The 13171-nt window shown below is 47.0% G+C and carries 11 protein-coding genes; 6 read left to right on the top strand and 5 right to left on the bottom strand.

Features of this window, described 5'->3' with window-relative positions; translation table 11 throughout:
• Positions 1 to 12 precede the first annotated feature (12 nt).
• From IC229_RS27740 to IC229_RS27730, 3 genes are all read right to left on the bottom strand, one after another.
• Positions 13 to 1056, bottom strand: a complete 1044-nt coding sequence (locus IC229_RS27740; RefSeq protein WP_190891056.1) for a methyltransferase — start codon at positions 1054 to 1056, stop codon at positions 13 to 15.
• 431 nt (positions 1057 to 1487) lie between these two features.
• Complete coding sequence (locus IC229_RS27735; protein WP_190891053.1) at positions 1488 to 2243, bottom strand: LytR/AlgR family response regulator transcription factor; 756 nt, start codon at positions 2241 to 2243, stop codon at positions 1488 to 1490.
• A gap of 97 nt (positions 2244 to 2340) precedes the next feature.
• On the bottom strand, positions 2341 to 4368 hold the full coding sequence (locus IC229_RS27730; protein ID WP_190891052.1) for a histidine kinase: 2028 nt from the start codon (positions 4366 to 4368) through the stop codon (positions 2341 to 2343).
• Between the two features lie 249 nt (positions 4369 to 4617).
• Between IC229_RS27730 and IC229_RS27725 the strand changes: the two genes are divergently transcribed.
• The 5 genes from IC229_RS27725 to IC229_RS27705 all read left to right on the top strand — a co-directional run bounded on the left by IC229_RS27725 (position 4618) and on the right by IC229_RS27705 (position 9540).
• The gene (locus IC229_RS27725) at positions 4618 to 4797 is read left to right on the top strand and encodes a hypothetical protein (protein ID WP_190891050.1); all 180 of its coding nucleotides are present in this window, start codon (positions 4618 to 4620) and stop codon (positions 4795 to 4797) included.
• A 250-nt stretch (positions 4798 to 5047) separates the two neighbouring features.
• Positions 5048 to 6118: a hypothetical protein gene (locus IC229_RS27720; RefSeq protein ID WP_190891049.1), complete on the top strand. Its 1071-nt coding sequence runs from the start codon at positions 5048 to 5050 to the stop codon at positions 6116 to 6118.
• A 13-nt stretch (positions 6119 to 6131) separates the two neighbouring features.
• Entirely contained in the window at positions 6132 to 7619 is a 1488-nt protein-coding gene (locus tag IC229_RS27715) for an MBOAT family O-acyltransferase (protein ID WP_190891047.1), read from the top strand.
• A gap of 7 nt (positions 7620 to 7626) precedes the next feature.
• Entirely contained in the window at positions 7627 to 7950 is a 324-nt protein-coding gene (locus IC229_RS27710) for a hypothetical protein (RefSeq protein WP_190891045.1), read from the top strand.
• 75 nt (positions 7951 to 8025) lie between these two features.
• Positions 8026 to 9540 carry a tail fiber domain-containing protein gene (locus tag IC229_RS27705; protein WP_190891043.1) on the top strand — a complete coding sequence of 505 codons (1515 nt, stop codon included), beginning with the start codon at positions 8026 to 8028 and terminating at the stop codon, positions 9538 to 9540.
• 788 nt (positions 9541 to 10328) lie between these two features.
• Here IC229_RS27705 and IC229_RS27700 read toward each other — a convergent pair.
• Together IC229_RS27700 and IC229_RS27695 are read right to left on the bottom strand one after the other, a co-directional pair.
• Positions 10329 to 10682 carry a TerB family tellurite resistance protein gene (locus IC229_RS27700; RefSeq protein ID WP_190891042.1) on the bottom strand — a complete coding sequence of 118 codons (354 nt, stop codon included), beginning with the start codon at positions 10680 to 10682 and terminating at the stop codon, positions 10329 to 10331.
• Positions 10683 to 10747: 65 nt separating this feature from the next.
• Entirely contained in the window at positions 10748 to 11722 is a 975-nt protein-coding gene (locus tag IC229_RS27695; RefSeq protein WP_190891040.1) for a hypothetical protein, read from the bottom strand.
• A 200-nt stretch (positions 11723 to 11922) separates the two neighbouring features.
• On the opposite strand from IC229_RS27695, the gene IC229_RS27690 reads away from it, so the two are divergent.
• Positions 11923 to 12606, top strand: coding sequence for an MCP four helix bundle domain-containing protein (locus tag IC229_RS27690; protein WP_190891038.1), 684 nt, complete (start codon positions 11923 to 11925; stop codon positions 12604 to 12606).
• Positions 12607 to 13171: the final 565 nt, after the last annotated feature.

Genomic DNA, 13171 nt, shown 5'->3' with positions numbered 1-13171 from the left:
CGAATTGAATTACTACTTGTAAGCGATAGCAGCGCTGGATGGTCCTGCCAACGGAATTACGTCAACCCTGCGAAATCCTACCTCCTTCGTCCACCGTTCAAAATCAGCGCCGGTGAAATCAAAAGCAACGCCGAATTCGATCAGCATATTGAGCGACATCATTAGTCCAAAAGCGTTTTTCCGACGGTCATCATCGATCAGGGCTTCCACCGCGATCAACGCACCGCCTGTTGGTAGCGCATCATACGCTTTTTTAATCAGCATCATTTTATTGGGAAGGTCCCAATCATGCAGGATCATCCCCATGGTAATGACATCCGCTTTTGGAAACTCGTCTGTAAAGAAATCGATGTTGGCGGTTTTCACCCGGTCCGACATACCCTGTGCGGCTATATATTCCTTTGCAATGGGCTCAACCGCTGGCAGATCGGCTGTCGTGCAGGTTATTTTTGGGTGTTGTCTGGCCACCTCAACAGACAAGACACCTGCCGCGCCCCCTATATCACAGAGGCTCGAATACCGTGAAAAATCGAACTTTTGAGCCAGGGCCATAAAGTTGCCGGTAGAAATACCCGACATCGCATTGATGAACTGTTTCAGCCGTTCCGGTTTGGCATAAAGCTCCTCAAACATTGACCGGCCTGTGTGCTTGATCTCATTCTGGGGTTGACCAGTAAGCAACGCTTCATCCAGGTCTCCCCAAAATGGGTACAGCCGATCATTGGCCATTTCCACAAATCCCCCGATGTACGAAGGCTTGTTTTTGTCGAGAAAGATTTCGGTTTCTGGAGTATTGGAATATTCAGCTGTTTCAAGCAAACCCGTGCGGTTTAGAAAGCCAAGGGCCACCAGCGCATCTAAAAAATCGTAAACACTCCGGTCGTGTAGTTTTAAGGCTTTTTGAATCTCTTTACCAGATAAGGACTGATTGCCAGAGAGTGTAGTAAAAACGCCAAGTTTAACCGCGCTCAGGAGCGTTTTCGACGCAAAGAAAGCCGTTGCGGTTTCCATGATTCGAGCCGGTGTAAGCTGTTTTTGTTCAGGTGCTGTGTTCATGATGGAAAGGACTGGGGTTTAGGAAAATTTTGAATTATAGAATGACGTACCGTTCACTAAATCAAAATGACCCCATCAGCCATGGGCTGCCTGGTTTTTGACGGAATCAAACAGCAGGACAATTCTAGGGAGATTGCCTAAAAAGGAGGTGGACTCTGGTGCCAAAAAGGTGGACTACTGTTCCAACGGCCGGAATTTTGCCGGAGAAATGCCAAATTCCTCGAATAAATGCCTCAATGAAGCAATTATCTACATAGTAGTTCAGACCGGAAGAGGTCAGTTGTTCTTAGTGTATCGCTAAAGAGTTGTGACACAGAGATGCACAGAGAATTAAGGAGAAACACGGAGAATAATCCTCTGCATATCTTCTTTACTCTCTGTGGCACAACTTCTTAGCAACTCCACTTAGGCAGGCAATGAACGTAGTGGTTTTAGACCCAGCCAAATCGTTCCATCAGCCGGTCTTTCTGCTGGCGGGCTATCGGAATGCTGGTTCCATTGGTCATCAATAGATAGGTGCCTTCTCCTTTGACTAATTTCTGAATGTGCTCCAGATTAACTATGTATTGTCGGTGCACCCGAACAAAATCGCCCGTTTCAAGGACTTCCTGTACATCACCTAAGGTTTTGGCAATAACGTAGTGTTCACCACTGGCCAGACAGAAACGAGTATAATTACTATCTGCTTCGCAGTAAATAATCTGTTTTGTCTCCACAAAAACCATCCCGCTGGCGTGGGGTAAGGCGATACGTCCTTTCGCAATTGGGCCACCACCCGCTACGTTAGTTGGATAGTATTGCCGCATCAGGTCCAGTTGTTGAGGGTTGATACGTGTTGTGGTCTCAGCCCGTCGTACCGTAGCAATCAGATCAACCGTATCGATGGGTTTGAGCAGATAATCCAGCGCACTGAACCGAAAGGCCCGCACGGCATACTGGTCGTAGGCTGTGACGAACACGATATGGAACGTAATATCACCGACTTTTTCCAGGAGTTGAAACCCATTCATGAGTGGCATCTCAATATCCAGAAAAACCAGCGCCGGTCGAAGCGCCTGGATAGCCTTCAACCCTTCAATACTGTCGGTAAACTGGCCTACTACGTCAACCTGCGGACAGTGCCGGGCTAGTTGCAAGGCCAATAGTCGTACATTGTCGGGTTCGTCGTCGATGATGAGCGCATGCATAGTTGAAAGAGTGAATGAGCAAAAGAGTGAAAGCCAGTCGGTAAATCGCACGTTCGCTCTTTATATTGGTATCTGTATAGTTACTAACGTAGCGTTTTCATACGGGTATTTTTAAAATTACCTGCGTTCCACCAGGCTCTCCAAAACTATCCACTAAATCGACAATCTGAGCCTGCGCCTGGGTATTGTACAGCTGATTAATCATCCGAATCCGGTCGGCTGTCACCTGCATCCCAAACGACTTGTATTTACCGGCCGACTTGCTCTTTAGTTCACTTGCCTGCTGCCGTCCTACGCCATCATCGGTAATCTCAATGTGCAATAAACTTTCCTGGGGCTGAGTTACGTCTACACTTACTGTACCACCTTCGGGTTTATGCATCAATCCGTGCCAGATCGCATTTTCTACGTAAGGCTGCAACAGTAAGGGCGGAATGCGGATAAAGCGTTGGTCGATGGCTGGGTCTACCTGAATGCTGAACTGGAGTTTATGCTTAAAGCGCATCGCTTCCAGTTCGATATAGAGCTGGAGGGCCTCCAGTTCATTTTGTAGGGTTACATATTCGGAACGAGAGTTTTCGAGTACCAACCGGATCAGTCGGGCGAATTTGGTGAGGTAGTCGGAAGCTTTTTCGGCTTCGTTGTCGAGGGTGTAAAGTTTGATGGAGTTGAGGCAGTTGAAAATGAAGTGAGGATTCATCTGGGCACGTAGCGCCGTCATCTCGGTATCGGCCAATTTCTGTTCGAATTCAGTTTCTAACTGGCGGATGTGCTGGACTTCCAACTGACGGCTCTGTTCCTGAACTTCTTTCGTTCGCAGGGCTAATTGCGTTTCAAGTTCTTCTGTATGACGTTGTTGAAGCTGTTTCTTTTCTTTTTCGACCAAATAGGTTCGTTTGCCCAAAGCCAGCGAGAAACAAAACACCTCCAGTAACGTAGCACCCCCCAGGAATATAGAAGGCATTTGCAGAAATATTGATGTACGTGACAGGTTCATACGATTCAGTAAGAGCATCGCTATAGCCCCAATAGCAATGAAAACCAGCCCGACAAACGCATAGGAACGTAACGCATGTTTCCCACGTAGCGCCAAACCCGCTAAGATTATTATGGCCACCAATGTCATCATGACCAGCAATCCTGACGGTCGACTGAAATAGATTAGCAGCAAACTTCCACCTCCCCCAATCAGCAAACTGCCCAGGCTTAAACCAAACAAGACGGTCAAACAGGCTAGAAATGAGCGGTACCACTGCCAGAGTCGGGGCTGGTAGCGTGGTAACTCCAGAAGCGTACCGAAGAAAAGCAGGTAAAAGAATTGTGTGGCTAACTGAATAATCGGCAACAGCGTCAGTCGAACCGTAGGGTGATTTGGCAACCACCAGTCGAGCTGGAACTGTGTTTCGGGTACACGGAGAAAATTGAAACAGGTAGTCAATATGTAGAGTGAATACCAGACGTAGATAACATCCCGATTTGTTACGTACTGCGCCGTAGCAAACAAACCCATGAACAGCAGACAGGCGATCAACCCAATATAAAAAGCAAGGACGGGTAGTTGACGTTGATGGAAATCATTGAGGAAACTTTTGTAAAACGGAAGCGTGTACAAGGTTGTTTGTATAGGATCAGGGCTCTGAAACGTAGCAACACTGAGTAAAAAAGTTTGTTGTTGGTTAGGTGCAAGGGCAATGCGCACGACCATTCGGCCAGGTGCGTCGGACGCAATACCATCCGCCGGAATACTCCCTCCCGCAACCGTCAGTAAGTTGGTATTTTTCAGAGAATCAACGGAATACAAACGTATTAAACTATGGCGCCCAACATGAAGCCACAAGTTGACAGGTTTATGTAAATCCGTATTTTGTAGGGTGAAACGTAACCATTTCATTACCGGCCCCCGAGTAGAAAGCCGATTCGTGGGACGTAGTAAAAATGGTTGAAATGGTTTTGTCAAAATGGCTTTAGCAGGCAACGTATCGGTTGAGGCATCCTCGTAAAAGCTAACGTAACGCCCAATATCCAGAGAGCCTCCAGGCAACTCTGCTGGCAATTCAACGGGTTTCTCCTGCCCAAAGGCAACCGATACGTTTAGCAATAGAGCTAGAAGAATTAGTGTACGCATAGAGTTAGGAATGTCAGACAAGGTACTGATAAACAGACGTAGTATTCTTCTTTATCTGGCTGAAGTATCCACTCTTTTGAGTGAGTGGTTTATTTTCTGAGTGAACCACCTGGCTGACCGTTCACAGCTTTCACGCAAAATTCCGACTGCTCACACAGAATTCTATACCACTCACCCTGACTTACTTTCAATCTGTCCTTCAACTCACTACGTTTGGATCGTTAGCTATTTCTGCTATTTATACCCGCCATGAAAACACCTTTCTGTTTGTGGGCGCTTCTATCCACACTATTTACATCCCTACCCTACTCTGTCTGTGACAGCGCCGGGCAGAAGCCATCGCTCGTGAACGTAGCACGGCTAAATTCCCGCGATTCAAGTCTGTTGAAAGGCACTCCAGCAAAGTTTGGGGTAAATCTACTCTGGTGATTATTCTAGACCTAAGATCCATACTCATAAACCCATGAAAGTCAGCCTATTCTCACTAGTCCTGTCAGCTATTACGTTTACGACTTTTACAATAAGGTCATCCGCGCAAAAATCGGGAAAGGGTTCGGCGCCCCGATGGAAAATTGCTGCCATGACTTGGCATGACTACCCCTATGGAAACCTGATCGAAGTGAAATAGTTACCTGCAAAATGTCAAAACAAGCGAACCGATACGTCTATCCCGCAAATCATGAAAACTACAAACTACGTAAAAGCAACCTGGCTCACGCTGATCCTCGTACTAACCTTCGTGGCCGGCTGGGAAGCCTACTGGCGACATAACCACTACGTGCTGGCCTATAACGACGATGAAAGTCTATGGGCCAATACTCGGAAGCAGATTTATCAGAGTAGCCCGGCCAGACCTGTCGTCATTGGCTCTTCCCGGATCAAATACGATCTGGATCTGGAGACGTGGCAACGTATCACTGGCGAAAAACCTATTCAACTATCCATCGTCGGTACGTCTCCACGGCCCCTGTTGACCGACCTGGGAAATGACCCTGCTTTCAAAGGAACCCTGATTATCGACGTAACAGAGCCACTGTTCTTTACGCCATCGGGCGCTTTTCCCGAAAAGGAAGCCGACAAACGAGTCAAAGCTTATCCGAACTGGTCGCTTTCGCAACAGGCCAGCTTTCAGATCAACCGTGTTCTGGAAGCGAATTTTCTGTTTCTCGATGACTTTTATCTGGCACTGAATCCATTGCTGAGTCGCTTACCGATTCCTCAACGACCCGGTACGTGGGGTGGGCCGGTATTTCCGTATGAGTTTTCAGTCAATGGGTTTGACCGGCAAAACAAGATGGCTGATGCTATGGTCGCAGATACGGCCATTCAAAATAAGGTAAAGCAAGTCTGGATGGATGTTGGTGCACACAGCCCCAAAGATGTCATCGCCGGCCCCCCACTCGTGGATATTTTGAACCAGACTCGAAAATCCATCGATCAGATTCGGGCGCGCGGTGGACAGGTCGTTTTTGTCCGCACACCTTCCGACGGACCAATGTATGCGATTGAAAAGCAACTGTTTCCGCGTGCGCAATATTGGGATCGGCTGCTTGCCTACACCCAAACGCCGGGCATTTATTTCTCCGACTACCCAGCCCTGACGCGCTTCACCTGCCCGGAATGGTCGCACCTGACGCCTAAAGACGCCATACTTTTCACGCAGGATCTGCTTCCGATTATTGAGCAGAAAACAGGCTGGTCATTGCGAAAAAATGCATCGGCTCCGAAATTATCTTCCTCCACACTTTAGCTAACCTCCGATTATGGTCTTCAATTCCTACACCTTCATTGTCTTTTTTGCGATTGTTCTGGTGCTGCACAATCTTCCTTTCGCCTGGAAGACTAAGAAAATCAACCTACTACTGGCCAGTTACCTGTTCTACGCGCTCTGGAATCCGCCTTTCATTCTGCTGTTGTGGCTCTCGACAGTCGTCGATTATTATATGGCGAAGCTGATTGCCATTGAACAACGTCCCCGAAACCGTAAACTCCTGCTGACCGTCAGTCTGGTACTAAATTTAGGAATGCTGAGTTATTTCAAATACGGCGGGTTTCTGCTGGAAAATTTCACGGCCTTGCTGTCGGCAATGGGTATTGTCTATCAGGCCGCCCGGCCCGACATTATTCTGCCGGTCGGTATCTCGTTCTATACGTTCGTTACGCTCTCTTACACGCTGGATGTGTACCGACGCAAGTTTGCTCCCGAACCTTCATTTTTGAATTTCGCCTTATTCGTTACGTATTTCCCGCATTTGGTGGCCGGCCCAATAGTACGTCCGGAAGATTTGATTCCACAGTTCAAAACGCCCCGTCGTGCTACGTCCGAACAACTGAGTTGGGGATTGTTTCTGCTTTCGTTGGGTCTATTCATGAAAGTAACAATTGCCGACGGGTTGTTGGCCGACCCTGCTGACTTAATCTTTGGTTTGCCGTTTCCTGTCCAATCGCTCGATGCCTGGATGGGTGTACTTGCTTTTTCAGGGCAAATCTTCTGCGATTTTGCGGGTTATTCGACCTGTGCCATTGGTGTTTCACTTTGCTTAGGATTTGAACTACCCGACAATTTTCGCTATCCATATGCGGCCATTGGCTTTTCGGATTTCTGGCGTCGCTGGCACATTACCCTTTCCACCTGGTTACGTGATTATCTCTACATCCCACTGGGCGGCAACCGGCATGGAGCGTTCAAAACCTATGTCAATCTGATGATTACGATGCTGTTGGGCGGCCTCTGGCACGGAGCTTCGTGGACCTTTGTCGTCTGGGGAGGACTGCATGGATTGTTTCTCTGCCTTGAGCGATTCTGGCGTAACAGGGCTTCTCGTCGCCGGGCAATGCGAACTGATGCAATCCCTGTGGAATCAGTAGTCAGTCGTGCCGCCGTCATTCCGCCCATACGTTTATCCAATCCACTCGCACAGTTTGGATTGGCGATGCTGACGCTGTTTCTGGTAAACATTACATGGGTATTTTTTCGGGCTCCTACGTTCGGTGGTGCTACGTTGCTGCTGCTTTCCATGTTCGGTGTCATTCCTAACGGTGCACCCATGCTCACGAATCTGGCCATTCTGACGGTCAGTAGCGTAACGATTGGCATCATTCTCTGTCATTGGCTGATGCGGAACAGCTCGTTGCTAGCTCTGTCGAAACGCCTGCCCTGGTGGGGATTGAGCCTGGGTTGGTCGAGTCTGCTAATCCTGGTGATTCTGACCCAGAAAAGCAGTGGGTCTTTTATTTATTTTCAGTTTTAGCCATCCAATGCTTTATCCCGATGGGAAATCCTCTTTCAACCCTACATCTGCTTTGTCGATCGGCTCACCCGCCTGGCACCGGTCCTGGTACAATTTGACAGGTAATTATGGGGATATAACCTGGCACCTGACCCTCAGCCAGGAAGAGTGTAAGGTTTTCCTGAAATTACCCGATCAACCGAGATGGGAACTGGGTGCTACGTCAGATACAACATTGTTTGTCAGAACGATGCCCTGGGGTATGCATTTTAAGAAGGCAGCCGATGGGCAGGTAACGCAACTTACTAATACACAAGGGCCATTGGTTTGGAAGGTTTCGAAATTGAAGTAGCCTTTAACCTTACCTGCGCCAAATCCGCTTACGCAACGTATGAATTTGTCAATCAATCTCAAACAATCGATTCTTATGAAATATGTCCTGGCTTTTATCCTATTTCTGGCATTATTACCAGTTGTGCACGCTCAAATAGGAATTAATTCTCCGGTTGGTGTAAAACCTACTCAAGATTTGGAAGTATATACCCGCAATGGCTTTCTCGTTCAGGCGAAATACCAATACGTTTCTGACAACCCTAATGCCAGTATAAATACCCTGAGTTGCATTAATAACGCACCCAGTTTGACAGCACTTGCCGGCATTTTGAAAGAACCAACGGGCGATGGATCATATACAGCAGGTGTAAGTTATTCCTGTACACAGTCCATCAGTTTGCAAAGCGTAGTATCCGGTTCGTTCGTTGTCGGTATTGAACTGGTATTCGAGGATTTAGATACTGAGTCAATTACCGATTATGTATCTATAAAAGGCAATAATTTGCTACCGGACCAAAAGTTCTCAGGGAATACACCTCCCGAACGTATTATCATTTCAGGCCGTACAGCGGAAGTTAAATTTGTTACGAATGCGAATACAACGGTGGGACGAGGATTTAGAATTCGCTGGCGAGCTCTCCTTTTCGATAATAATACAGCAGCAACACCCATAGCCTTTGGAATGGCCATGCAATTTGATGTAGGCACAGGCTCATTCACGACTGGGTTTAATAATAAAGCGACGGCTTTTGCTTCGACGGCAATGGGATCACTTAATACGGTCGATGCCGAAGGATCCACTGTTTTTGGGGTTGCCAATTCAGCAACCGGCGCTATTTCAATTGCTGGTGGCATGTACAACACGGCCAGTGGTAATTACTCGAGGATACTTGGATCATATAACACCGCTAGTGGTGATTACTCAACTGCTATAGGCTCCTACAATGTTGCAAGCGGTGATTATTCAACTGCTATCGGAAATAAGGTATCAACGAACTTGAATACAGGTGTCTTCGTTGTTGGTGATTCCGATCCGTTAAGTCAGGGAGTAACGCCGGTTGGTTTTCCCGACCAATTTGTAGCTCGATTTCTAAATGGCTATATCTTATTAACCAGCGGCAATAGTAATCCAGGCGGGGGTACGTATGGGACTGTTCGTACGGGAGTACAGATTGGTAGGGGGCAAAACTCCTGGGCTACAATCTCCGATTCGACTAAAAAAGAACGCTTTTTACCGATTGATAACGTAGCACTGTTACGTAAAATTGGAGCCATGAAGCTTTCTACCTGGAATTACAAAGGGCAACGTAGCATTCGACATTATGGCCCGATGGCACAGGACTTTTACGCTGCTTTCGGGCAGGACGGAATGGGGCAAATCGGTTGTGATACGTTAATTTATAGTCACGATTTTGCCGGTGTTACGTTCGCTGGAGTTCAAGCGCTCATTCAGGAGAACGCTACGTTAAAAGCAACATTGAGCCAGACAAATGCTCGTCTTAATCAAGCGTTATCCAGACTCGATACGTTGGAAACAGTATGGATTTCTCAGCGGCAACGTAGCGCGACTTCATCAAAAACAAAGCCGATCGCCTATAAATCGAACTAGGTGTTACGTACTCAGTTGCCGGGTAGCTCAACCACGTAGTGACTTTACCCACCATCTACGTATCACATTAAAACACTACGTAACAGCACCACCGGGAAGGCCACCTATCTATTCGGTGCTACGTTGAGGCTGTGCTTTTGATTTTCCCTGACCAAAAAAGGATTGTGACACAGAGATGCACGGAGGAGCATAGAGATTTACAGAGGACAATATAAAACCTCCGTGCATCTCTGTGTCACAATCCTTTTCCTGACGATATAGCTAGCTTCTAAGCTCGACTTTAGCTGTTTGAAAAATGCTTATAGCCGTTTCCTGGATGGATAGGCCACGTTGGTGATTTATTTTTGAACATCTGCTCTAGAATGAGGGTATTCAAAAATTTAGCAAGTACGTATTTAGGCCTATACAAGCCAATTTAGGGCATTCTCGAAAGGCTAAAGTCAAGCTAAGAAGCTGTCTGAAAACTATTTTGTAATTCGTTCAAAAACCCCTAAATCCCCTGAAGAGGACTTTGTTGGAGTGCGAGTTAAATCCCCTTCAGGGAATTCAGGGGTTTTTCAGACAGTTTCTAAAACAGGAAGGGCTGTGCCTACGATAGCCAGCAACATAGAAACTGAAGATAAAGAAGGGGAATTAATATAGTATGCTTTTTGAAGGTAGCAGCTTGAACTGGAGTTGTATATTTGGCTGAGGTTATAAGTTGAAAGTCAGTAAATTATAGGGCTCTTTGCTTATTATTTAGTGGTTCTATAGATCCGCTACAATTACTAGTTATCAAAAAATTAAGCCTAGAGTTGCTGAAGCTCATGCCAAAAAGCCCGGATGAAGGTCCGTTCTTGCCGCGAAATGCCATCGTGTGCTCTGGCAACCCGCAGGAGAATGTGGATAAAACGCTTCTTGGTCTGTTTGGTAAGCTCAAGGCGTTTGTCGGCCATTCGGCGTAATCCAAAGGCATAAGCTTCTTCAACAGCTTCGCCTGTGTTGTCCCGTAAGAAGCAGGCACAAATGGCCAAATCACTATAGGGTTCTTCAGTCAGCAGTTTATGGGCTGCCTGCTGCTCTTCAATTTGGAGGTGACCATCCAACTTAGCCAGCGCATAGACGATGCTACCCAGGCCAACGGCTATATCGGGAGAATACATAGATAATAATTTAGACAGTGTTGAGAACTAATGCAATAGGCATTCCCTATGAAAGCATATAACTGTTAGCCATATGCCTGAGCAGCCAACTGATGAAACACCCGTTCATCGAGTCGATAACGGTCGTTGAGTGTCAGGCTGCTACGCCCCGTAAACAGGGCATAATTGACCGCATTATAGAGTAACCAATAAGAGGGTGGTGAATTCAGCAAGCGTTCTTCTAGGCGTAATCGTTCCTGTGCCTGTTTGGCAAGCTGAACTGGGACGGGCAATTTACGCAGCAATTGCACCGTAGCGCTGGATACGTTGATCTGCTGAAGATGGTCATATACCGTGGCCGTCAAGTTGTGTTCGGCCTTTAAATGGTCAGCCAGTAAGTCGCGCAGATGCTGCTGGAACACCTCAATAGTGAGACCACGGTGATGGATGGTTCGAAGCAATGGGTTCGATCCCTTCGAGGGGGCTTTGGTCGGTAAACGACGCGCTGACCGGCTCGTATCCTGATGAACACCCGCTTGAAGCCATGCCTGATAGTTAGATAAGTCATTAAATTTGTCAGCCCAGCCCATCAACCCATTCTGGCACACATCCCGATAAACGCTACCACCCACGGCTGTGGAAGTGTCTAGTAGCGTGGGTAGTGATACGCCCTGTAGACTGAAGGGTGTTTTTCCATTGTAACTGTTGGTAAGAATCAAACTACGGTGCAGTAATTCACCACCAATGGCTACCGTATTGGGCAGAATGATACTAATGCTGAATTCGCCCGTTGTTGTATATTTAATCTGGAGCTGGTAGCCCGTCATCAATGCATCGACAACTTCCCGGATGGCACTGTTGGGAATGATGGCATAATCGGCGCTGTGAATACCAAAGATAGTTTTGCGTCCGCCCTCTAATTGGCCAACCACTAATTGCTGACGATCAGTGGCCATAATGTCATACTCCGGCAGCAGATCGGCCAGCCAGACTGGCTGCACTGGATAGCAGATATCGTCCCAGGAACTGGTCAGGCGAGGCTGGGCACTAATATAGGTCATTGATTTGATTTTTATTTTTACAGTTGTAAATTTACGATTGCAGAACAATTAGTCAACTAAAATAAATAAAAATAGGGCTAGGTAAGCTAACCAGGTTGGCTAATTAGAACGGGCAATGCTGAGTTTATAGCGGTCCAAGGCACCTGCCCTCAACCAATAACAAGCGCTGGCCATCAACCAGCTTATCACCATAATAAACTATGAACCGGTACTTTAGTAGCGCTTCCAAAGCCAAAGCCTCCCTGCTCTTAGTAGGCATCATGGTTGTAATTGTGGTGGTCGCCTTAAGCATGAAACAGGCAATGCGAGACGTCGATCAGGCCCTAACATCGGTTTATATGAATCGATTGCAACCGGCTGTAACTATTGTTTACCTCAGTGAGCACATTCATGCCAAACGTTTGGCTATGGAGGCTTTCCTACTCAATCCACGATCCATGACTTCACCACCAATCTACCACCAGTTGACCCAATTCGACAGGCGTATTGGCCAACTTATTAGTGAATTTGAGAAAACGGATTTGGTGAAGGGGGAAGCCAGACGCCTACAGCAATTTAAGGCTAGGATGCACGACTATAGCCAATTAGAGCAAATGATGCTACAGTTACAGACATCTGGCCAGGTAGAAACCGCTGTGCAGTTGTTCAACGGACGTGGATCAGTCATTTTTCAGCAGAGTGTTCATTATTTGCATGAACTAGCCCACATTCAAGCCGAAACAGGGCAGGCCCTTGTGGGGAGCTCTCACCAGCAGACCGCAGGAGTTTCTCTTCATTCTACCCTACTCATTAGTCTGGCCATCCTAATCGGTCTGCTGATCCAGGGCCTGATTTACAAAACGCGTCTGGTGAGTACGAACCCGCAGCCTTTTCATCTTAACTGAGTCATTGATAGATCACCTACTACGGTTGAAATGACTGGACTTACACTGTATGAAGTTTCCTAGAAGAGCTAAACTTATTGCTGGCTTGCTGACTGTACTAGGTGCGACACTAACCCTGAGCATCGGCTATGACACTACAGCCGAACAGCCACCCAACACGTTCTTATTCCTTGTCGGTATACTTAGTTTTTGGATAGGTGTTGCCTGGTTGATCTTGATAGCTGCATCCTAAACTTTACATTGCAGGTTTTCATCAACCCCCGGCAGACTGTATTGATTTGACAACTACTGCGAGCCATTGTAAATTCCGAATAATAATGAGGGAAGCAGGCTTCAGTCTGCATCGGAAGCTACCAAGGTGTTTGTCAGCCAAGTTCTTTACCCACACAGCTTCAGTAAACGCCCGTTCGATAAGCAGATATGTGAGCTCTTTTTCGCATCACGCTGGGAGCCAAAATTGATTTCAGTCAGCTTACTTCTTTACTAACAATGTGAATCAAGGGTTGAAACCGACAAACGTAGCGTGAGTGGTAAGTTTGTAGAATGCTACAACTACAACTTATTG

It is taken from the genome of Spirosoma profusum (assembly GCF_014699005.1).
In the GTDB taxonomy this organism is placed as follows: domain Bacteria; phylum Bacteroidota; class Bacteroidia; order Cytophagales; family Spirosomataceae; genus Spirosoma; species Spirosoma profusum.
The sequence above is the reverse complement of the archived record's forward strand: the minus strand, read 5'-3'. Positions and strand labels throughout refer to the sequence as shown.